At 55.7% G+C, this 26,284-nt stretch carries 21 protein-coding genes; 9 read left to right on the plus strand and 12 right to left on the minus strand.

Annotated features, from left to right (window positions below):
* Positions 1-66: 66 nt before the first annotated feature.
* Complete coding sequence (locus BMW84_RS11510; protein WP_091068395.1) at positions 67-960, minus strand: LysR substrate-binding domain-containing protein; 894 nt, start codon at positions 958-960, stop codon at positions 67-69.
* Between the two features lie 128 nt (positions 961-1,088).
* Between BMW84_RS11510 and BMW84_RS11515 the strand changes: the two genes are divergently transcribed.
* A complete protein-coding gene (locus tag BMW84_RS11515; RefSeq protein WP_091068396.1) occupies positions 1,089-1,289 on the plus strand; it encodes a hypothetical protein in 201 nt (66 codons plus the stop codon).
* A gap of 87 nt (positions 1,290-1,376) precedes the next feature.
* Here the strand turns inward: BMW84_RS11515 and BMW84_RS11520 are convergent, their stop codons facing one another.
* A complete protein-coding gene (locus tag BMW84_RS11520; RefSeq protein WP_091068399.1) occupies positions 1,377-1,754 on the minus strand; it encodes a spore coat protein in 378 nt (125 codons plus the stop codon).
* A 58-nt stretch (positions 1,755-1,812) separates the two neighbouring features.
* Positions 1,813-2,046, minus strand: coding sequence for a hypothetical protein (locus BMW84_RS11525; protein ID WP_091068401.1), 234 nt, complete (start codon positions 2,044-2,046; stop codon positions 1,813-1,815).
* A gap of 167 nt (positions 2,047-2,213) precedes the next feature.
* On the opposite strand from BMW84_RS11525, the gene BMW84_RS11530 reads away from it, so the two are divergent.
* Positions 2,214-3,446 (plus strand): NAD(P)/FAD-dependent oxidoreductase, encoded by a 1,233-nt coding sequence (locus BMW84_RS11530; protein WP_091068404.1) that lies wholly within the window; start codon positions 2,214-2,216, stop codon positions 3,444-3,446.
* A gap of 116 nt (positions 3,447-3,562) precedes the next feature.
* Here the strand turns inward: BMW84_RS11530 and BMW84_RS11535 are convergent, their stop codons facing one another.
* The 4 genes from BMW84_RS11535 to BMW84_RS11550 form a co-directional block, all read right to left on the minus strand.
* Positions 3,563-4,759 (minus strand): MFS transporter, encoded by a 1,197-nt coding sequence (locus tag BMW84_RS11535; RefSeq protein ID WP_254772960.1) that lies wholly within the window; start codon positions 4,757-4,759, stop codon positions 3,563-3,565.
* 82 nt (positions 4,760-4,841) lie between these two features.
* Positions 4,842-5,369 (minus strand): hypothetical protein, encoded by a 528-nt coding sequence (locus tag BMW84_RS11540; protein ID WP_091068406.1) that lies wholly within the window; start codon positions 5,367-5,369, stop codon positions 4,842-4,844.
* Between the two features lie 129 nt (positions 5,370-5,498).
* Positions 5,499-5,918 carry a DUF350 domain-containing protein gene (locus tag BMW84_RS11545; protein ID WP_091068409.1) on the minus strand — a complete coding sequence of 140 codons (420 nt, stop codon included), beginning with the start codon at positions 5,916-5,918 and terminating at the stop codon, positions 5,499-5,501.
* Positions 5,919-5,954: 36 nt separating this feature from the next.
* Positions 5,955-8,321, minus strand: a complete 2,367-nt coding sequence (locus tag BMW84_RS11550) for an endonuclease MutS2 (protein ID WP_091068410.1) — start codon at positions 8,319-8,321, stop codon at positions 5,955-5,957.
* A 153-nt stretch (positions 8,322-8,474) separates the two neighbouring features.
* Here BMW84_RS11550 and BMW84_RS11555 point away from each other — a divergent pair, with 153 nt between their 5' ends.
* A complete protein-coding gene (locus tag BMW84_RS11555) occupies positions 8,475-8,822 on the plus strand; it encodes a phage holin family protein (protein WP_091068413.1) in 348 nt (115 codons plus the stop codon).
* A 74-nt stretch (positions 8,823-8,896) separates the two neighbouring features.
* On the opposite strand, the gene BMW84_RS11560 is transcribed toward BMW84_RS11555, so the two are convergent.
* On the minus strand, positions 8,897-10,027 hold the full coding sequence (locus tag BMW84_RS11560; RefSeq protein ID WP_091068415.1) for a GGDEF domain-containing protein: 1,131 nt from the start codon (positions 10,025-10,027) through the stop codon (positions 8,897-8,899).
* 223 nt (positions 10,028-10,250) lie between these two features.
* Between BMW84_RS11560 and BMW84_RS11565 the strand changes: the two genes are divergently transcribed.
* Positions 10,251-10,655: a cupredoxin domain-containing protein gene (locus tag BMW84_RS11565; RefSeq protein ID WP_091068417.1), complete on the plus strand. Its 405-nt coding sequence runs from the start codon at positions 10,251-10,253 to the stop codon at positions 10,653-10,655.
* 72 nt (positions 10,656-10,727) lie between these two features.
* Here BMW84_RS11565 and BMW84_RS11570 read toward each other — a convergent pair whose 3' ends face one another.
* The 3 genes from BMW84_RS11570 to pheS all read right to left on the minus strand — a co-directional run bounded on the left by BMW84_RS11570 (position 10,728) and on the right by pheS (position 17,018).
* Positions 10,728-13,334 (minus strand): cell division protein ZapA, encoded by a 2,607-nt coding sequence (locus tag BMW84_RS11570; protein WP_139209619.1) that lies wholly within the window; start codon positions 13,332-13,334, stop codon positions 10,728-10,730.
* Between the two features lie 182 nt (positions 13,335-13,516).
* Positions 13,517-15,961 (minus strand): phenylalanine--tRNA ligase subunit beta, encoded by a 2,445-nt coding sequence (gene pheT, locus BMW84_RS11575; RefSeq protein WP_091068422.1) that lies wholly within the window; start codon positions 15,959-15,961, stop codon positions 13,517-13,519.
* Between the two features lie 22 nt (positions 15,962-15,983).
* Positions 15,984-17,018, minus strand: a complete 1,035-nt coding sequence (gene pheS, locus BMW84_RS11580) for a phenylalanine--tRNA ligase subunit alpha (protein WP_091068423.1) — start codon at positions 17,016-17,018, stop codon at positions 15,984-15,986.
* Between the two features lie 522 nt (positions 17,019-17,540).
* On the opposite strand from pheS, the gene BMW84_RS11585 reads away from it, so the two are divergent.
* From BMW84_RS11585 to BMW84_RS11600, 4 genes are read left to right on the plus strand one after another with little or no spacing between them, the layout of a single operon-like run.
* Positions 17,541-20,126, plus strand: coding sequence for a hypothetical protein (locus BMW84_RS11585; RefSeq protein WP_175498779.1), 2,586 nt, complete (start codon positions 17,541-17,543; stop codon positions 20,124-20,126).
* A 57-nt stretch (positions 20,127-20,183) separates the two neighbouring features.
* Complete coding sequence (locus tag BMW84_RS25150) at positions 20,184-21,707, plus strand: efflux RND transporter periplasmic adaptor subunit (RefSeq protein WP_091068427.1); 1,524 nt, start codon at positions 20,184-20,186, stop codon at positions 21,705-21,707.
* Positions 21,704-22,402, plus strand: a complete 699-nt coding sequence (locus tag BMW84_RS11595) for an ABC transporter ATP-binding protein (protein WP_091068430.1) — start codon at positions 21,704-21,706, stop codon at positions 22,400-22,402. The genes BMW84_RS25150 and BMW84_RS11595 overlap by 4 nt, the downstream gene beginning before the upstream one ends.
* Entirely contained in the window at positions 22,402-23,574 is a 1,173-nt protein-coding gene (locus BMW84_RS11600) for an ABC transporter permease (protein WP_091069688.1), read from the plus strand. The genes BMW84_RS11595 and BMW84_RS11600 overlap by 1 nt, the downstream gene beginning before the upstream one ends.
* 80 nt (positions 23,575-23,654) lie before the next feature.
* Here the strand turns inward: BMW84_RS11600 and BMW84_RS11605 are convergent, their stop codons facing one another.
* Positions 23,655-24,275 carry a histidine phosphatase family protein gene (locus BMW84_RS11605; protein WP_091068432.1) on the minus strand — a complete coding sequence of 207 codons (621 nt, stop codon included), beginning with the start codon at positions 24,273-24,275 and terminating at the stop codon, positions 23,655-23,657.
* A 395-nt stretch (positions 24,276-24,670) separates the two neighbouring features.
* Here BMW84_RS11605 and BMW84_RS11610 point away from each other — a divergent pair, with 395 nt between their 5' ends.
* Positions 24,671-26,272, plus strand: a complete 1,602-nt coding sequence (locus tag BMW84_RS11610; protein ID WP_175498780.1) for a sensor domain-containing diguanylate cyclase — start codon at positions 24,671-24,673, stop codon at positions 26,270-26,272.
* The last annotated feature ends 12 nt before the right edge of the window (positions 26,273-26,284 follow it).

The raw sequence follows: 26,284 nt of genomic DNA on the forward strand, positions 1-26,284 counted from the left end.
CCTCCGGATCGTAAAGAGTTTATTAATAATATGACATGAAAATGGCAACTCTGCAAACAAAAATGCTTAAGCCCCTTCGCTCTCGCAGGCCATCGCTTCCGGCAGATGCTTCTTCATTTCATCGATGAATTTCTGAAAAGCGCTGGTCATATACAGATCGCGACGCCGGATAAATACGGTCGGCACGATCTCGTACCGCTCGGGAAACGGATAACAGCAGATGCCTTCCGTTATATTCAGCTTTGAATAATAAGACACCGGCAATACGGCATAACCAATGCCCGCCTTCACACAGCCGATCAGCCCTTCCATCGTCCCGAACTGCATGATGTGCCCAAGCCGCAGTCCCTCGTCGCGCAGCCATTCCTCCAACCGCTGCCGGTACATGCATTCTTCGTTCAAAATCAGCAGCGTTTTGTCCTGGATCGTCCGCAGGTCCTGGTAATCCATCGCATTCGGAACCATCAGCCCCAAGCGCTCATTAACGACCAGCTCCTGCACGATATCCGGATGGTCCACCGGACCGTCCAAAAAAGCGCCGTTAACGGAATACTGCAAGACCGCTTGTATAAGCTGTTCCGTGCGCCCGATTTCGAGCTGGAGCTCTACCTGAGGATATTTGCCGCGGTAAGCGGATAAAACGGCAGGCAACCGCACGGCGGCCGTCGTATCCGAACCGATTGCGATTGCGCCCTTGGGTTCCGGCGAATCCTGTACAGCCTGCTCCGCTTCATCCAGCAGATTGAGGATTTTGACGGTGTAGTCCACCAGGGTCTGGCCCGCCGAGGTTAACGTTATTCCCCGGGAATGCCGGTAAAAAAGCGGCACCTTCAGCTCCTGCTCCAACTGCTGAATTCTCGCGGTTACGTTCGACTGCACGTAATTCAGATTTTGCGCCGCTTTGGAAATGCTCCCTTCTTCCGCAACCGCCCGAAATACTTTTAACAGGCCGATGTCCATGGTTCATCCCCCCCGAGAAAAGCCATCATTTGCAGTGATAGCCCCCATCAATTCCCTTCATTATACATGATCTCAACCTGCAAATATAATGAAACTGCAATCGATGATTTATCGAAGGAGTGGAGCCCATGGGAGAACGGATTTGGCGTTTTCGAGCGCCCGGAGAGAACGGCGGAAGAGAAGAAATCGTTGTGGATGCGAGGGAAATCACGAGCGTATACGATCTTTTGGCCAAGCTCCGCGGCCCGCTGCCGCAAACCTGCACACATCAGCCTGAAGGTGAACATAAGACTTCATTGGAGATTCGAACGACGCTGTATACGGGCTGATCGCGAACTCAAAAAACCGCCTGCCGTTTCCGGCAGACGGTCAATTCGGGAAGCGGCCGAAGCTGCTTCATCCCTGAGGGGATGGGGTTACATATAATAAGAGTTTTGCGAATTCGTCTGCTGCTGCGGAATGCCCGCAGCATGGGGAGCGCCTCCCGTTTTTTGCTGGACGAACTGCTGGGACGTCTGCTGCGTTTGCTTAGCGGTCTGCAGCTGCTTGTCGATATCCTGGCGCAGCGCTTTTCCCGGCGTCTCATACATATTCATTTGGGACATGCTGGTGTACAGATCCCCTTGCAGGCGCAGGGTTTCCATCGTCAGATTGTTAAATGCGGTACGGACTGCGGGACAGTTGGATTCTGTTGCAGCAGTGGCATATTCCCGAACCGTCCGCTTGCAGTCCGCCAGAATGGTGTACAGCAAATCTTCATCCGGCATAAATGCCGATCCGTTTTGAGCGTTCACTTCACATTACCTCCCGGTTTGTAAAATAGTGTGAGTCTGCCTGAGCGATGCCGGCGAATTATTGCGGCTGCGTCGGAGCATATTGCTGATGCTGCTGAATCAGCTGGATCAGCGAATTCATATGCTGGGTGTGGCTTTGCAGATGCTGCTGGCATATTTGCTGCACCGCCTGATTTTGGGTGGTCGCTGCGGTGGCGGCAAGCTGCTTAATCAACAAATCCTCATTGCTGATAGAGTCGGCGATATATTCCAGTTCTTTGCAGCTTAAGGCCTGCATTTGCGTGGATTGCATGTTTATCATTCCCTCCTTCGTTAGTTCAAGCGGTCTTATTATGCCTGAAGCCGGGCATGATTATGTGCACGAACGAACTTGCCGGACACCGCTTCGCGGGCAGCGTATGGAGCACTGTACTTGCCGCCAATACTATCCGGGGGAAGCCGTAAAGGAGCGAATAATCGATGGAATTAGTCAGTGGAACAAGCCCTTGGGAAGCTACGCTGCCCAATCCGCCGGAATACGATCCGCTTGCCGGAGATGAACATTGCGACTGCCTGATCATCGGCGGGGGTATGGGCGGGGCAATGGCCGCTTACGCGATGGCCAGCCGGGGAGCAGACGTTACTTTAATCGAGAAAAGGAAAATTGGCGGCGGCAGTTCGCATGCCAATACCGGACTGCTGCAAATTGCAAACGACAAATCCTTAACTTCTTGCATTAATACCTTTGGCGAAGAACGTGGCGTGTTGTTTTACCGGCTCTGCCAGAAAGCTTTGCAGGGGATTCTCAAGCTGGCCGGCAAGCTCGATATCGATCCGCAGATCATTGAGCGCAGCAGCCTGTTGTATGCAAGCGTACCCGAGGATGCAGATATGCTCCGCCAGGAATATCGAACCTTACAGCGTCATGGATTTACCTGCGAATTCTGGGAGTCCGATCGGATTAAAGCTTTGTACGGTTTTGCGAAACCGGCCGCGATCTATTCACCAGGGGATGCCGAGACCAATCCGTACCGGATGGTTCATGGCCTGATCCATAAGGCTCATTCACTTGGGGCACGGGTCTATGAACATACCCGGTCCCGGCATTTTGAGTACAATTCTGACGGCGTCGTGTGCTACACCGAGGATGGACGCATTTTTGCCAAAAACGTGATCTTCGCCATGGGCTACGAGACACAAGAGATGAAACGCGACCGCGGAGCGGAGTTGATCAACACTTATGCGATTATGACGAAGCCGCTGCCGGCGTTGCCCAAGTGGCACGAACGCAGCCTGATCTGGGAAACGGCGAGGCCTTATCTTTATTTCCGTACTACGCCGGACGGCCGGATCATTGCCGGCGGCAAAGACGAGACGCTGACCAGCCCGGAACGCCGGGATATTCGGGTTCCGACGCAGGCCAAAAAGCTGCTGCAGGAAGTTGAGGCACTTTTTCCTGAAGTTCGGGGAACGGAGATCGAATATGCCTGGGGCGCTGTATTCGGCACCACCCATGACGGTCTGCCTTACATGGGTACGCATCCGGATTATCCGCATTGCTACTTTATCGAGGGATATGGCGGCAACGGGACGGTATACAGCATGATCGCCTCCGAACTGATCGCCGATACGCTGGAGGGCGGAATCCGGCCCGAGCTGGAGCTCTTCTCTTTAACGCGATCGGCTAAGCCGGCCCCGGCCGGCACATCGTGACACGACCAGCTTACACATAATATGTGCGACGCAAAATATGCCACGCACGGAAAAGGCTCTGCCACGTGGCAGAGCCTTATTGCTTGTTCAAATAGCGATGAGCAATTGCACCAAACTTACCGTCCGGCTTGCAGCAACCGGCGCAGCGCCAGCCAGCCGCCAAGCGGAGAAGCACCAAGGGCCAGCAGCAGACCGGTAAGCACGGCGGCGGATTGACTGAAGGACAGGATCACGAGAAACACTGCCGTCCCGAGGAGCCTGCCGGTCATCAGGCTGAGCTCGCGGAGCACGACAAGTTCCACCCTTTTCTCAACCGCTTCCTCGGTCTCGCCCATCAAGTCAAACCCCGTAGACAGCATAGGAAGCATATACAGCGGAAGAAACAGTGAAGTACCGATACCCATCGCCAGCAGTGTCATGTAATTGACCTTCCACAGCAGCGGGGTAATCACGAGGACCAGCAGAACCGCACCGGTCAGCATTCCGGCCGAGCGGTAACGCGGTTTGAACCATTTGCCCGCCAGCCAATAACTCACCAGTGCCACTGCCGAAGTAATAAGCGTAAATTGGCCCAGACCGCTTTCCTTTCGCGCCGCGATATAAACCAGCAGGCCGATCAGAAAGGAAAAGACGCCTTCGCGTATGCCCTGAAACATCAGGGCCGCGGCGGCCGGCCGCCAGTGGCTTCCGCTTCTGCGCAGCTCCCGCCAAGGCTCCAGCCATAGATAGCCGCTTCCGGCGGGTCGCTTGCGCAGAAAAAAGCTCAATATCGCAGCAAGGATATACAGGCATAAGGAAGCGATAAAGACCATGCGGTAGCCCTGAGTGCCGTTCAGCCGGGTGATCAACCAGCCGGAGGTCCACGGCCCGACAATACCCGTCAACGATCCCAGCAGCCCCATCCAGCCCCCCCAGAAATCGCGATTTTCCGCATCCGTAATTTCAAAGTAGATCGTGTTCGAAGCCAGCCAGAATAATCCGATGGAAAGTCCCAGCAGCAGACCCAGCGGCCAGATGTACGAAGCCGCCTTAGTACCGGCAAGCAGCACCAATAAATAAAAAATGCCCGATACGGCCAGTCCCACCCGCAGGGCATTCATTTTCTGATATTCCTTGACCCATTTACCGCCCAGCCAGAAGCTGAGTCCGAGCGCAAGCTGCTGCGCGGCGGCAAACCAGCCGATTGCGGCAAAATCGGGACGGGACTTCCATATGTAGACATTCAAAAAAGTACCGGCCAATGCGCCGGCAAGGATATACAGCGTATTTACCGCGAGCATCAGCACCGTCTGATGGCGTATCTGTTTATCCAATGAGGTTCCTCCTTGTTCCGAAGTCCGTACTCTCCGGTAGAATACCCGAAACAAGGCAAAACCATCAGTGGGGGATGAACCTTTATTGCTCGCTCAAATTCTTGACAAACTGTTCCCGGTCTTCCGAAGCCAGCGTATGCTGAACATGGAAGCAGGTTGGGCATACGTACATATTCAGCGCAAACGGAGCTCGGAGCACCGGCGTTCTCAGCACGCCCGGCACCGACGGCGCAAAATCGCCGACTTGCTGTTTGCCTGCAAACAGCAGCAGCTCGTGGCATTGCGGACATTCCGGCGCTTCCAGCTGCGAGGCCAGAATGTCAGAGACATTGGAGGCGTAGCGGTTCATATCGTAATCGTCGCGGAATTGCTCCAGCGTATTGAAGATCGGCACCACGCCGTCCTGCTCGGACTCGTCCCACAGCTTGCTTTCATCGACCGCATCTTCATCCGTTTCATCTTCGGTATCGTCCTCTACATCTTCCGGACTAATCGTGACGGTACGGTAGCCGCCAAGTTCGTTATTGCAATGCGGGCAGGTCTCCTCCGGTCCAAATTCTTCATCCCATACAATCTCGGTATGGCACCAAGGGCATACGGTTGTTTCCATGGTTTATTTCTCTCCTTGCTTCTTTAAATTCATTTTAATACGAGGTACAAAACGCCGGACGCGATAAAAAGCAGAGCGCACACGAACAAGACGCGGATCAGAATTTTCATCATGCTCCCACTTTCTCCGTTAAAATATAGCCGCCCCGATCACATACGACAGCGATACCGAAATCAGCATCGCCGTCAGTCCGACCGCCCGGTTGTCCTTCGCGATCTCTTCGTCGATCGAAAACACCGGCGTTAAAAATTCAAACAGGAAATATGCCAGCAGCAGGAGTAAAAATCCGACCACCGACCATTTCATCGTCTCGTAAATCGAAACGCCTGCATCAATGCTGAAGCGCAGGATATTGCAGATCCCGAAGATTTTACCTCCGGTCGCCATCGCCACCGCCACATTGCCGCGCCGGATTTCTTCCCAGCAATTGTACTTCGTCACCATTTCAAAAAAGGAAAGGAACACCACCAGTCCTAATATCGCGACAGTGAAATAGCCGAGCAGCGCACCCAGCGGGTGACTGAGCATTTGATCCAAATTGTCCTGCATGCTTCCCCCTCTTTCCGGGCAGACCTAATCTTGCATTTAATGCAATTCGGCTACGGTCACCCCGGCGCCGCCTTCGTTATAATTGCCAAGCCGGAAGCCCTTGACATGCTTATGCTTGCGCAGGTATTCCTGGATGCCGGTACGTAGCACCCCGGTTCCCTTGCCATGGATGATATAGATCTGACCGAGATTGCTTAAAAAAGCCTCGTCGATAAAGCGGTCCGTCTCGAGAATCGCCTCTTCCAGATTTGCGCCACGCAAATCCAGTTCGGTGCGGACGTTCTCGTCCCGGCTGCGCTTGACGGTGGTCACCTTGCGCAGCGGCGGAGGCGGCACATCCGGTGCGGAGGCGACAAATTCCAGGTCGGCCAGGTTGACCTTCATCTTCATAATGCCAAACTGGACCAGCGCCTCCTTCGTGCCGCTCAATTCCACCACGAAGCCCTTCTGGTTCAGGCTCGGCAGCTTCACTTCGTCGCCGGCCTGAATCTTCCGCGGCGCTTTGGTGCTGCTGCGGGCGACCGTCTTCTGGCGCGGCGCCGGCTCCGCTTCATCGAGGCGCCGCCGCGCTTCGATCAGCTTATGCTCCTTGACTGATGCGCCTTCTTCCATCGCCAGGCGCCGCAGATCCGCAATGATCTGCTCGGCTTCGCGCCGCGCCTTGGCGAGAATGTCGGTGGCTTCCTTCTCGGCCTTCTCAAGCCGCTTGTCGCGCTGGCTCTCGAGCTTCTCCAGCTCCTGCTGCTGCCGCTTGCGGAATTCCTCCGCTTCGCGGCGCAGGCTTTCCGCGCGTTCGCGTTCGTTCTCCGCGCCAAGGCGGTTCTCTTCGAGCGAGGCAATCATGTTCTCGACGCGCAGATCCTCTTCCTTCACTTCGCCGCGCGCATGCTCCAGAATAGCATTCGGCAGGCCGAGCCGTTCGGCAATCGCAAAAGCGTTGCTTCGTCCCGGCACGCCGATCAACAGCCGGTACGTTGGGCTGAGGCTTTGCACATCAAACTCCATACTGGCGTTGATGACGCCTTTGCGTTCATAGGCATACGCTTTAAGCTCGCTGTAGTGGGTAGTTGCAATCATCCGGCATTCCGTCCGCTGGATATGCTCCAGAATGGCGATGGCCAGCGCCGAGCCCTCGGCCGGGTCCGTTCCCGCGCCGACCTCGTCAAGCAGCACAAGGCTTTTCGGAGTCATCTGCTTCAGGATGGATATAATATTGGTCATATGGCTGGAGAACGTGCTGAGGCTCTGCTCGATGCTTTGTTCATCCCCGATGTCGGCATAAATGGCGTCGAATACGCACAGCTGGCTGCCTTCTTCGGCGGGAATAAACAGCCCGGACATCGCCATCAGGCTGAGCAGTCCGACCGTCTTCAGCGTAACGGTTTTGCCCCCGGTATTCGGTCCGGTCACTATGATCGAACGGTACTGGTTGCCCAGTTCCATATCCAGCGGGACTACGCTTTCCGCCGGAATCAGCGGATGGCGCCCTTTGCGCAGGCGCAGGTACCCGCGGTCGTTCATCCGCGGCTGGGTCGCTTTCATCTCGCGGGCCAGCCGCGCTTTGGCAAAGATAAAATCAAGCTCGCCGAGAATATCGACATCGTACGCCATCTCTTCGGCAATGTCGCCGACCATGGCGGTCAGCTTTTGCAGGATGATCTCGATCTCGCGTTCTTCGCGCAGCCGCGTCTCGCGCAGCTTGTTGTTCATCGCCACGATGGATTCCGGCTCGATGAACAGTGTGGCGCCCGATCCGGACTGATCATGCACAATCCCGCCGAAATGCGAGCGGTATTCGGCTTTCACCGGAATCACGAAACGGTCGCCGCGGATCGTCACCAGCTGATCCTGGAGCATCTTGGCGACCGAAGAGGAACGAATCATCGAATCCAGCTTCTCGCGGATCCGCGCTTCCCCGCCGCGCAGCTCACGCCGGATATTCGCCAGCTCGGAGCTGGCGGTATCGAGTACATCCGCATTCTCGTCGATACATTGGCGAATGGCATCCTCCACATGCTTTTGCTCGGATAAAAGATCGCCCAGCGCAAACAGCGAACGGATCGGTTCATCTTCATGCATGGCCGCGATGAAGCGTTTCACCCGGCGGCCGCCGCCGATTGTGTTGCCTACCGACAAGAGCTCATTCGTTCCCAGCATCCCGCCGATCGCCGCCCGCTTCAGTGCCGGCCGAATGTCGACGACGCCGCCGAAGGAAGGAATGCCTTTCAGCCGGTCTACGGTGACTGCCTCATCCGTTGCCTGCAGCAGTTGTTTAACCCCTTCGAAATCGCCGGAAGGGCGAAGCTCTTCGGCCCGGAGGTGTCCCATCGGGGTCTGTGCATACTGCATCAATTTATTTAAAATCTTGCGGTATTCAAGCGTATGCAAAATTTTGTCGTCCAATTACGGTCACAGCTCCCTTCATCAATGGATTCATTATACCTAATCCCGCTTATTTTCGCTATTTTGGGGAAGTTTTCTGCGCATATTAAAGACCAGCGGAGCCCACAATAAACTTGCACATATCCTTCAAGAAGGACAAAGGAGGTTAGCGTAATGAGATTTCTGGCTCACTTGGTACGCTTTATTGTGGCGGCGATCGTACTGCTCGTCGTAGGCTGGATCGTTCCGCAGTTTGAAGTTGGCGGTTTCTGGAGCGCATTCTTTCTTGCCCTTGTCATTGCTCTGCTCGGCTGGATCGTCGAAGGCATCTTTGGCAAAAAAACAACGCCGTTCGGCCGCGGGATCGTCGGCTTTCTCGTGAGTGCGCTGGTCATCTGGGTCGCGCAATTTATCGTCAGCGGCGTAAGCGTCACGATCCTCGGAGCCTTGCTGGCCGCGCTGGTCATCGGGATCATCGACCTGTTCCTGCCGGTCTCAACGCCGTTTGAAGCCGGGAAATAGCGAACCGCTCCAAGTGAAACACCCCCTTGTATCATACGGATACAAGGGGGTGTTTCGTTTCAATTTATTGTGCGTTATTGCGCGTAATTGAAAACAACTTCAGCCAGGCTTGAGTGCGCAGCCGTAATAATCTTGTTCTTGCCGCTGCGCTTGGCCACGTACAATGCGTCGTCGCTCTTGCGGAACAGCATCTCTTTGCCGTCGCCCGGAATATAATCGCACAATCCGATGCTTACCGTAATCGGCTTACTGCCGGCATACGGGTGCGCCATCTCCGCAATGCTGGTCCGTATCGCTTCGGCAGCGGCATAGGCTTCATGGAAGCTTTTATCCGTATAAATGACAGCAAATTCCTCGCCGCCGTAGCGTGCGGCAAAATCGTTCAGCCCGATCATTCCGCCAACCTTCGCGGCCACTTCCTTCAGCACCAGATCACCGACCCAGTGTCCGTACGTATCGTTGACCCGCTTGAAATTATCGATATCGAAAATCGCCAGCTGCAGGCGGAGTCCGTTGCATTCGCTTAGCTCCAGCAAAGAATCCAGATACTCATGAAACGTCTTATGGTTGTACAAGCCGGTCAGCGGATCGATCTTGAGCATTTTATCCGAAATCGCCCGCTCCACCATCAGCCCCTGTTCCGACTTCGTCACCTGTTCCAGATGTTCGCGCATTTCCCGGGCCCGGATAATGACCGCCTGCGCCGTTACGACAAACACGATAAACACGCACTCCACCATCACGAATTCCAGTTCAGGCTTATGTAAAATCGGCTGCTCTAGGCCAAAGTAAATCCCGCTGTAAAACAGCAAACTGAACGTTCCCAGCCCATACAGCAATTTCTGGTTAAAATAGACCAGTGAAATCATCAGCGGCATCATCAGCGTCATCTGCGCACCGTCCACAAACGGCTCAAGCACAAAATACATCAGATACGAGACGAAAAATCCGCAGCCTACCACCGCATGTTTGTGATAGTTCGGGGTCAATCGAAGCCATATCTCTGCGGTCAGCATGCAAAAGACAATAAATACGTTACATGCGACAAACAAATGCCCTTGTGTCAAAATCAGCACCGTCTGCACCTCCGGCGGATTCGCCGACAGTACGAAACAAAACTGGGCCGCCATCATGATGCTTACAATGATCCAGTACCCGTTCAAAATTCTGCGGTGCCATATTTCCGTGTTCAAATCATCGTCCACGCTATGAATGTCGATCCCCTACTTCTAAGTAAATATAATAGTTTTAATTATAGTAAATTTGAATAATTGATGCACCTAATTTTTTTCGCTGGACCGGTAGTCAACTCATTACGTAACTTACTATATATTTTATATCGGCTGAGAGTTCAGGAAATCTTTGCTCTCTTTTTCAAATATGCTATGATCTCTGCAAGAAATTTCATTGCACTGGGGGAAAATGACGATGAAACGTTGGGGATTAGGGTTGTTTTTGGTGCTTGGGATTGTCCTAGTGTTGGCCGCATGCAGCAGTGATACTATGAATGATAACGCTACTGCGGATAACGCCAATGCTGCAAATGCTGCGAATCCAGAGATTACCCCTGAAACAGAGCTGGTCATTACCGCAACCAATTACAGCTTCGATCAAGAGGAGTATCATGTAAAGAAGGGCGTTCCAGTCAAAATCATTTTTAAAAATGAAAGCGGCAACCACGGCCTCCTTGTGCCCGAGCTGAACCTGCTGTTGAACCGCAAAACCTCTTCCACCGTCATCATTCCCGACAAAGCCGGCACCTACGAAATGACCTGCGCGGTCATGTGCGGCTCCGGCCACAGCACGATGAAGGCGAAGATTGTGGTGGAGTGAAAAAGATAAAAAACTGCCGCCCCCGCAGAGCACCTCTGCAGAGACGGCAGTTTTTTGTGTTGCAGCCGTCATTCAACTATCCTGTTCGATAAGTTGAATCCATTCATTATATTCGTTTTGCAGCTTGGCATATTCCGTTTGCAGGCTGCGGTGGGCTTGGCTAAGTTTGTCGAGCTCGTCCTGCGCCATCTCGAACTGCGTGCGCATCAGGCGCAGTTGGCCTTCCGCCAGTTCGTACCGCTCGCCGAGCTCAGCGATCTGGCGGCTGTCCTCGCTGCGATCCTGTCCGGCTGCCTCCGCCTTCGATTCGGCCTCCAAGGCTTCCTGCTGCCACAGCTCCGCTTCTTCACGAAGCTTCGCCTCCCGCTCTTCCCACTGCTGCTTCTGCTGGAGCAGTTCCTCGTAGCGCAGCTTCCAGGAAGCTTCAACGCCGCGCAGTTCGCGGAGCGTCTCCTGATGGTCGGCGACAGCAGCAGCTGCCTCGCGGCTTGCTTCGGACATTTCCTCCAGGCGCCGGGCCGCTTCATCGCTTTCTGCTTCCAGCAGCTCGCAGCGCTCCCGCAGCCGTTCGCTTTCCTGGAGCACTTCATCGTACTGCGCAATCAGCTCCTCGTAGCGGCCGCGCAGTGCATCCCGCTCTTTCGCCGCTGCGGCGGCTTCCGCCTGCTGCTGCTCTAGCTCGCGCAGGGCATCGGCCCGTAGCTCGGCTTCACGCTCGGTCCGGGCCGTTTCCAGGCGCAGCTCCGTCCGCAGCAGCTCAGCCTTGTCGCGCAGCTCTGCCTGCGCGTCAGCCGCCTCGGCAGCCAGCGCATCCACGCGCGCCTGCCAGTCCATGGCCGCGCGCTCGCTGTCCTCGCGCAGCGCCGCAACCTGCCCGCGCAGCTCCTTCAGCTCGCGCTCGGCTTCTTCCCGCTGCTCCGCTTCCAGCTCGAGCAGCTCGCGGTTCTCGCGCTCCGCTTCCGCATGGCGCGCGGCTTGTGCGCTCAGATGTTCCACCTGAGCGCGAAGTCCCTCCTGCGCGGCAGCCGCTTCGGCGGCCAGCGCATCCACGCGCTCCTGCCAATTCGCGGCTGCGCGCTCGCTTCCCTCGCGCAGCGCCGCTACCTGCTCGCGCAGCCCTGCGAGCTCGCGTTCCGCCTGTGCCCGCAGCTCCGCTTCCATCTCCAGCAGCCCGGCGCTTTCGCGTTCGGCTTGCTCGCGTTGCGCGGCTTCCTGCTCCAGTTGGCGGCTGAAGGTTACCGTGCGCTCGCGCAGCTCTTCCAGCTCTTGCTCCAACGCTGTCCGCTTGTCGGCGGCTTCGAGCAGCGACATTTCCAGCTCGGAGATGTCCTCCATCCGCTTATCGGCCAGTTCCTGCCAATTGCCGGCTTCCGCCACCGTACGGGCCAATTCTTCCTGCGCCAGCTCGAGTGCGCTTTGCAGCTCTTGCAGCGAATGCCGCAGTCCTGTGCTCTCCTGCTGCACCGCTTCCATACGTCCCCGCTGCGCTTCCAGCTCATCTGTCAGCAATCCGCCCAGCTCGGCAGCCGATTGAAGCTCCGCCTGCGTCTCTTGCAGCGTATCGCTTTTCTCCTTAAGCGCAGCCTGAAGCTCCGCAATTTCCAGCAGTACCGCTTCATGACGCGCACGAAGCTCCTTCAACTCTCCGTTCATGCGTTCGCCCGCTTGGACGGCGGCATCCAGCTCTCCCTTCAGGCCCGCCTCGCGTTCCAGTGCCTCCTGATGCTCCGCTTCCAGCGCCTGCCGCGAATCGCGTTCGCTCTTCAGTCCGGCCTCTGCCGCGCGCAGCCGGGATTGCAGTTGCCCATTGCCGCCGCGCAGCTCGCCGAGCTGCTTCTCCAGCTCCTGCAGCTGCTGCTTATGGCGATGCTCCTGCGAGCCTTGGGACTGCCGCAATTCTTTCGTCTTCGCCTGCTCTTTAAGCAGTTCTTCCTGTGCCTCGGCCAGCAGCGTTTTATTGGCCTCGAGCTCCGCGCCAAGCGTATCTGCCTGTTCGCGGGCTTGGCTCTCCAGCGTTTCCCGGGTCTCGGCAAGCTGCCGTTCCAGGGCCGAATGCGCTTCCTCATGTTCCTGCGTCAGCGTCTCGCGCAGCTTGGCGATTTCTTCGGCATGGCGGGCCAACAGCGCTTCCCGCTCCCCGGTGCGCTCGGCTGACAGCCGCTCCAGCGCTTCCTGCTGCTGCGCCTGCGCGCTTGCCAGCTCGTGCTCATGGCTAAGCTTGGCTTCCGTAAGCTCCGCTCTCAGCGCCTCAAGCGCCGACGCGAGCCCGCCGCGCTCGCCTTCCAGCGCTTCCAGCTGCGCCTTGTGCAGCGCTTCGGCCGCAGCGATGACGCGCTCCGCTTCGGCTCTGGCCTCGGCTTCCAGCCGCTCATACGCTTCCTGCTGTTCCCGCTGCGCCTCCTGGAGCCGCGTCACTTCGGTGCGCAGCTCGGTACGCTCACCGGTAAGCATATTAAGTTCATTCTTGAGATCCTGAACCTGAATGGCCTGCTCTGCCATATGTACGGCAGCCAGCACCGCGATCCGCGGCGTGTCTAGCCGAGAGTGGGATTTGGAAATGCCGCGCATATGCTCGTCCACATACCGGGCGACTTGTTTCATATATTCAGTGCTGCTGCCTACAAGCCTGTAGGATGTTCCGTATATCTCCACGGCGACACTTGTCCGGTCCATAGCCACAGTTGTGCCCTCCTTTGAATGTGTGCGGATTCTCGGTGATCTGATTCTGAAGTCCTGCTTCTATTGTAACGTCGCTGTTAAACATTTGGCAAAAAAACTTCAATTGAGTATAAGTCATAAAAAATACAAAACCGCAGCAATCCGGTTTACAAAGGATTCGCTGCGGTTTTGTTAAATTCCTGCTATTTTCGCAGTTCCGCGCCAAAGTTTTGCTGAAGGGCGGACAATACCTGCTCATGCACTTCGCCGACCTCATCGTCGGTCAGCGTATGATCGGTATGGCGGTACAGAAGAGAGATCGCGACGCTCTTTTTGCCGGCTTCCATCTTCCCGCCGGTATAGACGTCGAATACCTGAACCTGCTGCAGCAACGTGCCGCCGTTCGCCCGTATAACATCCAGGAGATGTCCGGCCGGCACATCGGCATTAACAACGAGCGCAATATCCCGCTCCATTCCCGGGAAACGCTGAAGCTCGGTGTACTGCAGATGGACACGGGCTGCGTCATACAGCGGCTGGAGCAGCAGCTCCGCGACGTACGTATCTTCCAGATCCAGCTTACGCTGCAGCTCCGGATGCAGCTGGCCGAGCGTTCCGATCTTCACGCGGCCTGCTTCGCCCAGCAGGTAGATGGAAGCGGAGCGGCCTGGATGATAATCCTGCGGCGCATCGCCTTCATATGCCATCCGCCCCGAGAGGCCCAGGTGGGCGAATACCGTCTCGACGGCACCTTTCAGGTCGAAGAAATCCACCGGCTCTGCGGGAATATTCCACTGTTTGGCGGCACGGTTACCGCTCAGCAGCAAGCCCAGCACCGGAAGTTCCTGCGGCTGGCGGGTCAACTCTTCTTCTTCGGAGAAGAACACGTTGCCGATTTCGAAGAGCGCCAAATCGCTTTGTTTGCGGTTCACGTTATAAAGCGCGATATCCAGCAGCTGCGGGATCAGGCTGGTACGCAGCACGCTGCGGTCCTCGCTCATCGGCATGGCCAGCTTCACGGCATGGCGGCCCTGCGCAAAAGCCGGGAACAGCTTGCTTTGCTCCGGCTGAATGAAGCTGTAGCCCATCACTTCCTGATATCCGCCATGGGAGAGCAGGCGGCGCAGACTGCGGCGCAGGCTTTGCTGGCGCGTCAAGGCACCCGGCGTTGTCACGCCTTCGATCAGGGTCGTCGGAATATTATCATATCCGTACAAACGGGCGATTTCTTCAATCAGATCGACATCCACCGTGATGTCCCCGCGCCGTGTCGGAACTTCAACTTCGATTAGGCCGTGCTCCCGATCGCCGCATTTGAAATGCAGCCGGGCAATCAGCGTCTTCACTTCCAGCAGCGACAAATCCGTACCCAGGTAGCCGTTCAGCTTGGCGAGCGACAAGGTCAGCACTTTGTTTGCAACCGGTGCTCCGCCGGCTTGAACGATGCCTTCATGCACAGTGCCGCCGGCATAACGCGCGATCAATGCAGCGGCGCGGTTCAGCGCCGGAATGACACGTCCCGGGTCGACTTCTTTCTCGAAGCGCTGCGAGGCCTCGGAACGGAGGCCGAGCTGGCGGGAGGTTTTGCGTACGGTGCCGCCGTCGAATTTCGCCGACTCCAGCAGCAGATTGACTGTCTCGCCTGTAACCTCAGTGTCCAGACCGCCCATTACACCGGCCAGTGCCACGGCTTTGGCCTCGTCGGCAATCACCAGCATATGCGGCTCCAGCTTGCGCTCCTGGCCGTCAAGCGTAGTCAATACTTCGCCTTCATGGGCCAGACGTACGCCCAGCAAACCGCCGGCGACTTTGTCGGCGTCAAACGCATGCAGCGGCTGCCCGTATTCCAGCATCACATAGTTGGTGATGTCAACAATGTTGCTGATCGGGCGGATACCCGCGGCCATTAGGCGGTTCTGAATCCAGAGCGGCGCAGGTCCCGGCTTAACGCCGGAGATGAACCGCACGGCGTAGTGGGAAGCGTAAGCTTCGTCCGAAATTTGCACGCGCACGGAATCGGAGGCTGCGCCTCCTGTTTCAACAAGATCCTTGGACGGATCCGGCAGCTTCAGTTCGCGGCCGAGAATCGCGCTCGTCTCGTAAGCGGCGCCGAGCATGCTCAAACAATCGGAGCGGTTCGGGGTCAAGTCAAATTCTAGAATTTCATCGTTCAGTCCGAGCACTTTTATAATGTCGAGCCCGATTTCCGTATCCTCAGGCAGGACGAGAATGCCTTCCTGCAGTTCTTTCGGCAGCAGCTTGTCGTTCAGCCCCAGCTCTTTGGCGGAACAAATCATTCCTTGGGACAGGACGCCGCGCAGCTTGGCTTTCTTGATCTCCAGTCCCGGAAGTTTCGCGCCTACCAGGGCCACCGGCACTTTTTGCCCGGCGGCAACGTTTTTCGCGCCGCAGACGATTTGCAGATCTTCGCCGGTTCCGGCATCCACTACGCAGACATTCAGTTTGTCGGCGTCGGGATGTTTTTCCTTCGATTTGACATAGCCGGTCACGATGCCGGACAGTCCTTTGTTACGGCGTTCGATGCCGTCGATTTCGATGCCCGCCGCCGTGATTTTCTCGGCCAGCGCTTCGGCGGTTACTCCTTCAAGCGATATATAATCGGACAGCCATCCGGTAGATACTTTCATTTCTCGTTCACCTTCCCCTAAGTTAGATTCCTTTGAATTGCTTTACGAAGCCCATGTCGTTCGTATAGAAATACCGGATGTCGTCGATGCCGTATTTGAGCATCGCAATCCGCTCCACGCCCATGCCGAAGGCAAAGCCGGTATATTTCTCCGGATCATAGCCCCCCATCCGCAGCACATTCGGATGTACCATGCCGGCGCCGAGGATCTCGAGCCATCCGGTATGCTTGCACAGGCGGCAGCCTTCGCCGCCGCATTTGAAACAGCTGACATCGACTTCCACGCTCGGTTCGGTGAACGGAAAGAAGCTTGGGCGCAGGCGGATGCCCGTGGCCGGTCCGAACATTTCTTTTACAAATTGCTGCAAAGTGCCCTTCAGGTCGCTCATGCGGATGTTGTCGCCGATGACAAGCCCTTCGATCTGGTGGAACTGAAACGAGTGGGTCGCGTCGTCGTCGTCGCGGCGGAACACTTTGCCCGGGCAGATGATTTTTACCGGAGCCTCCCCGTTTTTGGCCTGCATGGTGCGGACCTGTACGGGAGAAGTCTGCGTACGCATCAGCAGGTCATCGGTTAAATAGAAGGAATCCTGCATATCGCGCGCCGGATGGTTTTTCGGCAGGTTCAGCGCTTCGAAGTTGAAGTAGTCGGTTTCGACTTCCGGACCTTCGGCCACCTGATAGCCCATGCCGATGAAAATATCCTCGATCTCCTGCACCACGCGGCTCAGCGGATGAATCCCGCCCTGCGGCAGGCTGCGGCCCGGCAGCGTAACGTCTACCTTTTCCGCCTGCAGACGCTGCTGCGTCTCCTGCTGCTGGAACAGCTCCTGCTTCTCGGTGATGATGGCTTCGATTGCGCCTCTCACCTCATTCGCCACCTGTCCGATGACCGGACGCTCTTCGGCGCTGAGGCCGCCCATACCGCGGAGTACCTCAGTTAACTCGCCTTTTTTGCCCAAATACTTGACGCGCAGATCATTTAGCGCCTGCGGATCGTTTACCTCCTGCAGCTTGGCTACCGCCTCGACTTTTAATGCTTCCAGCTTTTCTTTCATGGCCGTGTGCCGCCCCCTCTTTTCAATTATGTTTTTGCAACAAAAAAAGGCCTTTTCTCCCGTAAGGGACGAAAAGACCGTGGTACCACCCTTGTTAGACAGGTCGCGCATTATTCCAACAGGGAACGTCCCTGTTATGCGGCAATTAGCCTATCTCACTCTTACAGAAATAACGGTCTGCGGCCGGTATCCCCTACTGTGCTTTAAACAAAAGCCGCCTTCAGGGAACTGCTCCGGAGCGAACTTCGGCAGCGCTGATTGTCCAGAAACGCTCTCAATCTCCGGCGTCTCCTCCCTGTGAACCAGGATGCTGCGTACTCTTCTCCATCCATGCATTTCATCGATACGTCTTTATAGTATATACAAAATTTCGCAGAATGACAAGGAACGCAAATTTAGGTTAATTTTTATCTCGCTTTAAGCTCTCTTTAAGCTTCAAGGCGGATTTTCGGGATATTTTTCAGCGAACGTTCAGCCGGTTTTGATACTTTTCCAGTTAGTAAACTTCAGGGAGGGAAGGTCATGCATAAACGAAGAAAAACGTACGCCGCCGTTCTGCTCAGCACCGCGATGCTCAGCCAGACTGCGATGTACGGGGCCTACGCCGAGGCGGCAGGCACTTCAACCGCACAAAGCGCAGCCACAGCCGCTGCTGCCGCTACACTCGATAAGTTGGGCTCCATCGCCCTGAAAAGCGGAGTCAGCGTCAAGCTCACCGATGTCGGGCTGTTCGCGCAGGACGGCGGCAATATTCTTACATACACGATCAGCTACTATAACGGCAGCGGCGCCAGTGTGGATCTTGTCGATTATTTTTCCAAAGTAACGACCACCGGGGGCACCGTCATTAAAGGCGCTGCCGTAACGGCGAGCTCCAACGTGAAATCGGTTGCGGCCAAAACCAGCCAATCCGTCACCTACTATGTCAATGTAGGCAAAGTGAGCAAGGTGGCCGGCGTCAAAATTTCCATGTTCGGCTGGGATTTTGCAAGCGCCGCCGATTACCAGAAGAAGCTGGGCTCGTTCTCTGTACCGTCTGCGTATACAGGCAGCGTTGCCAAAGCCGCCAGCAAAAAAATCACCATGAACAATCTGACCGTCAACGCCAAAGCCGAAAGCCTGCAAATCTATAAATCGAGTGGCAAAGTATACGCGAAGGTCGGCATCAGCCTGACCAATCTGGGGTCCAAGGTGCTGAGCGATCCCGGCTTCAAGGCCTATCTGAATTCCGCCGGCGGCTCCAGTTTTGATCTTGCGCTTGACGACAGCAGCAGCGGGTACAAAGTTCAGCCGCAGGAAAAGAAAACCGTCTATTATCTCGCGGAGATCCCGAATTATATGAAGACGGATAACATGACCGTACAGTTTGCACAGACTGATTCCGGGCTGAAGCTTAATCTGCCTGTGGTCACGTTCGCGCTGCCTGCGGCAACCACGCCGAGCCTTACCGTTGCAGCAGGTGCCGTGAAGAAACTGACAATCGACACCGTTACGGTCGATACCCAGTTGAAGAGCGCCAACGTCTACGCCGACGGGGACACCGCCAAATGGACGATGCAGTTCCGGGTGAAAAATACCGGCAGCAAATCCGTCACGCTTCCCGCCTACGAGCTTGCCGTTAAGTCCTCGGAAGGGTATGCCTTCCCGGTGGACACGAAGGCTTTTGCCAGCCTGACCTTAAAACCGTTGGAAGAAAAACTGATCGACCTGAGCGTAGATCTGCCGCTGGGCATCGTGCAGGATAAGCTGCAGCTGCAGATGACCGAACCGGCGACCGCGAACCAAATTGTTTTTCCGGCGGCTTACTATACCATTCCCTATACGCTGCAATCGAACACGCTTGTCGCTACGGAATACGGCGTGCAGAACAGCTATGGAACGTTTGGAGTAAAACTGGACTCAGTGTCCCGCACGCCATGGGGAGACGGCGACCAAATTGCGGCCAAGCTGACGATCCGCAACGCCGGCACGGCCAGCGTCCAGCTTCCTTCTTTGACCGGCGTTGTCAAAGCGGGCAGCAGCGACTTCAGCAGCACGGCCCAGGTGGTTGCGCCCTCCGCCCTGACGTCGCTTGCGCCTAATGCGACTACCGACATTTATGTGCTGGCAAATGTTCCGTACGACTATAATTTTGACAAGCTGCAGATTGCGCTTCAGAGCACCATTGACGGTGCGGCATCAAACTTTATCTCCTTGTCGACGACACAGCTGGATATTCCGGTTGTTGCGTATACGGCAGGAAGCACGATTCAAATCGGCCTTTCCGGCAAGAAAGCTGAAATACAGGAACGGCGTACGCTGTTGTACAGTGGGTTGGACAATAATCTGCTGTACACCGAACTAACGATGAGCAGCAAAGAAACTCGGCGGACGGATCAAGCAAAGCTGGTCGCTTATTATAAAAGTGAAGACGGCCAATTTTATGAAGCTGAAGTCAGCCAATCCACTGAAGCAACTAATCCGGGTGCAAAAAATCTTGTAACAGTAGTAAGTGACTTACCACTTGGAGTGAGCATAGCTAATCTGACTTTATATATCGGAGAAGCGGTAAGCTCCGGTAAAATGACCGCACTCAGCGGTTCACCTACGGGCTATATTGATACTGTCGGACTTGCAGTGAATCCCACTTCGACTGTTTCCCAGAGCAGTTTGATATCTGTTGATTTATATCCTTATACGATTAGCGTCACCAATGCAATTGGTACGGTAACTGACGGTAAGGATACATTCGCGCTTACACTTAACTACAATCTATCAAAAAACAGTGAATTAATTGGTGGAACCTATGGTCATAAATTGGTTCTGGAAATGGTCGATCCTTATGGCCATTCGAACGAAAAGGTGCTTACTCTAGGTACCGATTTACCTGTCGGCCCCTACAAAACGTATACAACCACCTTTACCAGCAGCTTGTACAAATCTCTTGTCACAGGCAATTTCCGCATCAACTTGTACGATCAGTTTGAGGATCAGCGAATGCTCCTTGCTTCAAGTTTGTATGACCTAACATACATCCCTTCTGTAACTACGGGAACCAACAGCTCAGATACCAGCGGTTCAGGCACAACCGGCAACACATCCGGGGGAACATCCAGCGGCTCCAACTAACATGATCGTGTTATCTACAGATGCAAGAAAGAACTATAAACCAAGCGGAGGACGGAAATGAAGAAGAAAAAAGTGCTTATCTGGAGCGTTGGCGTGCTCGTGCTCGTAGCGGCCGGACTGCTCGTTTACACCTTTCTTCCCGACAAAAAAACGACGGCCGATGTCGCTCCCCTGAATACAGCGGCTGTCACCAAGGGAGATATCGTCGTCAGTGTCTCGGGTGCGGGCTCAGTCAGCGCGACCGAATCGAGCCAGGTCAAAACGAAGGATGCCGGTACGGTGGCCGAAGTGCTCGTCAAGGAAGGCGACGTGGTCAAAAAAGGCCAAACGCTGATCACCTTCGAGGGAGAGGATTTGAGCGACAATCTGGAAGATGCGCAGAACTCGCTGGAGTCCCTGAAAGAAGATTTGTCCGAGAAAGAAGCGGCCTACAAGAAGCAAGCGCAATCCGGCGCTTCGGATGACGATCTCGACACTGCCAAGCGCGCCATCGAGAAAGCCAAAACGGATATTCAGAATCAGGTTGAAAAAATTACCGACGTGCAGGAGGATATGCTGCCTCCCGATCCGCTGACCGCTCCGATTGACGGCACGATTACCGTGGTCAACATTGCGGAAGGCGAAAAAGCAATGGACGGCGCAGAGCTTCTCGATATCACCAACTACAACAAGCTCAGCGTTGTCGTACAGGTCGATGAGTTGGATATCCCGACGGTAACGCTCGGTATGCCGGCAACCGTAACGCTTGATGCGCTTCCGGATACCGAATTTACCGGCGAGGTCACGGACATTGCCGAAGAAGGAACTGCGTCAAACGGTGTCTCCCTCTTTGATGTCACCGTTGGCATGAAGACCTCGGAAGGCGCACGCGTGGGCATGTCTGCGGAAGTCTCCATCACAACCGCGGAGAAAAAAGACGTGCTGACCGTACCTATTGAAGCCGTGAAGGAAATCGGCGGCAAGTACATGGTTACCGTGCCGGTAACCGCAGGGGAAAGCACAGGAACAAGCGCTGCGGCAGGCAAGGGCGGCGGTGGCACCACCGGCACGGGAACGGCCGGAACCGGAACTTCCGGCGACGGACAAGCGCCGATGCCAAGCGGCGCGCCAGGCGGCGAAGGCGGCCAAATGCCGGAAGGCGGCTTCCCGGGGGGCGGCACAGGCGAAGGCGGTGCCATGCCTAGCGGCGCGCCAAGCGGTGGACGCGGCCAGTGGTCCGGCGAAGGACGTACTTCCGGCGAAGGACGCGGCACTTGGAATCGCCAAGGCGGAACCGGCGGAACCAGCAGCCAAAGCGGAAGCACGGCAACGAAGATGGTTATCGTCGAAGTGGGAATCCATGACGAATCCCGAATGGAAATCACCAGCGGCTTGAACGAAGGCGATACCGTTGTCATTCCGACCGTGATCTCTACCAGCAGCACAAGCAGCCAGCAGCAGCAGATGGACGGCGGATTCGGCGGCGGATTCGGCGGAATGACCGGCGGCGCTCCAGGCGGCAACTTCGGTGGCGGCGGTTTTAGCGGCGGCGGCAGCGGAGGTACGCGCAGCAGCGGCGGAACGGGCGGTGGAGGCCGATGACAGCTTCCGGCCCGCTGATCCAAATCCGCGACATGTCCCACGGCTACAAAATGGCCGGCGAAACGATGATGGTGCTCAAAGACATATCGTTTGATATCGATTACGGGGAATTTGTCGCGATCATCGGTCCGTCCGGTTCCGGCAAATCCACCTTGATGAACATGATCGGCTGTCTCGATATTTCGAATTCCGGCAGCTATCTGCTGGACGGCCAGGAGGTGCGGAAGCTGTCCGGCAACCGGCTGGCTTCCATCCGCAACGAGAAAATCGGCTTTATTTTTCAGAACTTCAATCTGCTGCCGAAGCTTTCGGCAGCAGAAAATGTAGAACTGCCGCTGATTTACCGCGGCCTCTCCGCAAGGGAGCGCAAGGTGATGGCCCAGGAGGCGCTCCAGAAGGTCGGCCTGGAGGAGCGGATGCACCATCGCCCCTCCGAGCTGTCCGGCGGCCAGCAGCAGCGGGTTGCCATCGCCCGGGCGCTTGCGGGCACCCCGCCGATTCTGCTGGCGGATGAACCGACCGGCGCTCTCGATACGCGGACCGGCGCCGAGGTCATGCAGATGATCAAGGAACTGAATGCGCAGGGCCATACCGTCATCGTCATTACCCACGACCTGGAGATCGCCGCACAGGCCAAGCGGATCATCCGCATTCAGGACGGCGTTCTCGTCGAGGATCGGAGGAATGCCGGATGATGAAGCTTTTTCAAAGTATGCGAATGGCGTTAAAAAGCATCCTGAGCAACAAGGTCAGGGCTTTCCTGACGATGCTCGGCATCATTATCGGCGTCTCCTCCGTGATTATTCTCGTCTCCGTCGGGCAAGGAACCACCTCGCAGATCACGGAGCAGCTCAACGGCCTGGGCACGAACCAGCTGACCGTCAACATCACCGGCCGCGGGGCGACCACTTCCCTGACTTATGAGGAGGCGCTCGCGCTGGGCGAGATCGACGGCGTGGATGGGGTCGCGCCGATCATCAGCGGAAATGTTACCGCCAAAAACAAGACGGAGAATGTCAGCGTCTCCGTTGAAGGCATTACGCCCTCCTACGAGACAGTAAAGGATTATCACGTGCAGGAAGGCCGCTTCCTGCTCGACATCGATACGGAATACCGCCAGAAGGTGGCGCTGATCGGCACCGGCACAGCCGAGGACCTGTTCGGCACCGACGATCCGGTCGGCGAAAAGGTCCAATTAAACGGCATCAGCTACAAAATCGTCGGGTTACTCGCCTCCAAAGGCTCCAGCCTGAGCGGCTCCAACGACGATAAAATCCTGATTCCGATATCGACGGCGGAACGGCAGCTCCAGAGCAAGGGCGTCCGCTCCATCACGATCACAACCACCTCCGCGGATACCGTCGAATCGGTCAAAACCGAGCTGGAGAACCAGCTGGGTGTCAAATTCAAAAACGCCGACAACGCGTTTACCGTTTTTGATGCGCAGGAAATGCTTGATACGGTCAATTCCACGACCGATACGCTGACCATGGCGCTGGCCGGCATCGCCGGCATCTCGCTGCTCGTCGGCGGCATCGGCATCATGAACATCATGATCGTCTCGGTTAACGAGCGCACGCGGGAGATCGGCATCCGGAAGGCGATCGGCGCCAAACGCTTCGATATCCTGTCGCAGTTCATGATCGAGGCCATCGTGCTCAGCGGCTTCGGCGGGCTGCTCGGGGTCGGCATCGGCGTCGGCGGAAGCTGGGCGGCAGGCAAATATTCACCGCTCAACGTCTCGATTGCCTGGGACATGGTCATTCTTTCCTTCATCTTCTCGCTGCTGATCGGTGTCATTTTTGGCATGATGCCGGCGAATAAGGCGTCGCGCCTGCAGCCGATTCAGGCGCTGCGGACCGACTGATGATCCGGAGTGAGAGCCGATTGCTTCTCCCGATATGCATAGTAAAGGGGCCTCCCGATACGGGAAGGCCCCTTCTTGTATTATTTTGCTGCCAGATGTTCCGTATCATTTTCCACGGTAATCATCCATTTCCCGTTCCGGTGCTCTATTTTATGAAAACTGGTATAGCTAGAAGGATATGCTTTCGCCTGATTGGTCCAGGTTTTACCTTTCAGGACATGATAGATGGCATTGATCACGCCGCCGTGGGTGACCACCATTGTATTTTTCTCCTCAGCCTCTTGTTCCTTGACCGCACAAAGCTCTTCAATCGCGTGACGGATCCTTGTGAAAAATTCGATCGGGCTCTCACCTCCGGGATAACGTTCATCCATGCGGAGTCCCGCGAAATACAGCTTCGGATACCGCTCATCCACGATTTCGTTCGGCATGCCAGCAATGACTCCGTTGTTGGTTTCGCGCCATACGCCGCTCGGGATTACCTGTTTGCCCAAAGCCCTTCCGATCTCGTTCGCCGTATCAAGGGCACGCTGCAGGTCGCTGCTGATAATCTCGTCGACCGGAATGCGATCCTTGTGCACGAGCAGATAGCGGCCCAGCCGCTCCGACTGCCGGAAGCCTTCCACATTAAGCCCACGCTGGCTCCAGCCGCCGCGATATCCTTCATCGTCCTTGCCGTGCCTGATCAAATAAATAGCCATATTGCCCTCCCAGGTAAAAAGTCAATCCATAGGGAATATATTCCCGTCCCGATGCTGTTTTCCCTTTTTTCGAATGGAAACGATCGATTTCGCTGCATTTCCCCATATTTCTCCTGCATATCTCGCGAATAAGCACTTTTTTTGTCAAAAACCACTTTTTTCGTTCAAAATAGCGTATCGTTTGCAGAAGAGTTGGGTAATAGGTTTCATGGGTTCGAATATAAATAAGTTCAGCAACTCTATACATAATGTTTCAAATTAAAATTATAGCAGTATCCTCTTCTCTCCAACCTCGGGATCATTCCTTGACAGGCAGGAGATTTTGAGTTTCCCAAACGGCTGCAACACCCAGACATACAATTGACGTATTCAAGTTTAGCGGGGAGAGGATGACAGTGGCGGGTTCCAAAATCAACAATACCCGGAGAGTAATTCTTGTTTTTGCCTCAATAACCGTTCTTTTGACCGGCATCAGCATCGCTTCCCTGCTTTATTTGAATGCGGCGATGAATAAACTGGCGGGGACATTGTCCGGCGTCGTTAACCGGAATACGGAGCTTATCCTGAATGCAGACCGCGATTTGTACCGCTCTGCATCCGCTTACCAGCACGCGCTGAATCCGAACGCCTCCGGCAGCAAACGGCGCCAATCCGCGGCTGAATATGAGCAGTACCTGTCCGGCGTGGAACGCCAGCTCCGGCTGGCCGCCGACAATATCGCCGTCCTGAAGCTGCCTTACGGCGACATGGAGCAAGGCAGGGAATTGCTTACCGCGCTGGAGCAGGAGCTGCAAAACGTAGAAAATTCCTTCGGCACCTGGGCGGCGGACGGCCGTTCCGTCCTCGCAGCGGCGAGCGGCAATCCAGCCGATGCGGGAGCGGACACGCCGCAATCCGCAAGCTCAAGCCTGGCGACGGTGCGCTCCCATCTTGATGAGACCGAATCCCTGCTCGACAGCTATGCCCGGCATGTCCTAAGCGTATACGAGGAGAAAAAGAGCTCCGTCTTCGCTGTCTATTCCCTGCTACTTTTCCTGCTGGTTCTGGTCATTGTCTATTTATGCCGCCGCCTGATCTCGCTGCAAAATGAAATCCGCGAAGAGAAATCGCTGCATCAGCTGATCGGGGAAACGATGTCCGACTTCATTATCGTCACTGACATCAACGGACTGATCCTGTACGCCTCTCCTTCCCACGCCGCTGTGCTTGGTTATGTTCCGGAGAAAGGCGCGCCGCTCTCCAACTATATCCGCGAGGCGGAAATTTCCTGGGCCAAGCTGAAGAGCGTCGTTCGGGGAACGCCGCGGATTTCCGAACTGCGGATGCGTTCCGCCGAAGGCCAGTGGATCTGGCTGGAGACCAAGGTAACGCCGATTCAGGGCAGCCGTTCGTTTCCGGCGCAATTCATGCTTGTCTCCCGCGAGATTACCCAGCGAAAAATGTACGAGGAGCGCCTGCACAAGCTGGCGTTCTACGATCATTTGACGGCGATCCCGAACCGGGCCCATTTCAAGATGTACATGGAGAACATGATTAACCAACCGGAAGATCGGCGGCAGGATCTCGCACTGGCGCTGCTCGATTGTGACCGGTTCAAACAGCTTAACGATACGCTCGGACATCTGGCCGGCGATGAATTTTTGCAGCTGCTCTCCAGGGAGCTGCAGCAGACCGTGAAGGGCTACGGGCAAGCCTTCCGGATCGGCGGCGATGAATTCGCCGTCGTGTTTCACCGCTATGCCAATTCCGAAATGCTGGAGGAAGTGCTGGAACGGCTGCTGCAGCTATTTAAAAAATCATGGTCCGTTAGCGGAGGAGCGAGTTTCAATACCTCGGCCAGCATCGGCGTTGCCCTTTTCCCGCAGCACGGCACCAGCATCAACGAGCTTCTGCGCGCAGCCGATCTTGCGATGTACCGTTCCAAAAACCACGGCGGCAACGAGGCTAATTTGTATAACGAACTGATTGATGAGGCCGTTGCCGAGCAGCCCAAATGAATATAGGTGCAA

The sequence above is a fragment of the Paenibacillus sp. NFR01 genome, from assembly GCF_900111565.1.
Lineage (GTDB): Bacteria > Bacillota > Bacilli > Paenibacillales > Paenibacillaceae > Paenibacillus_AQ.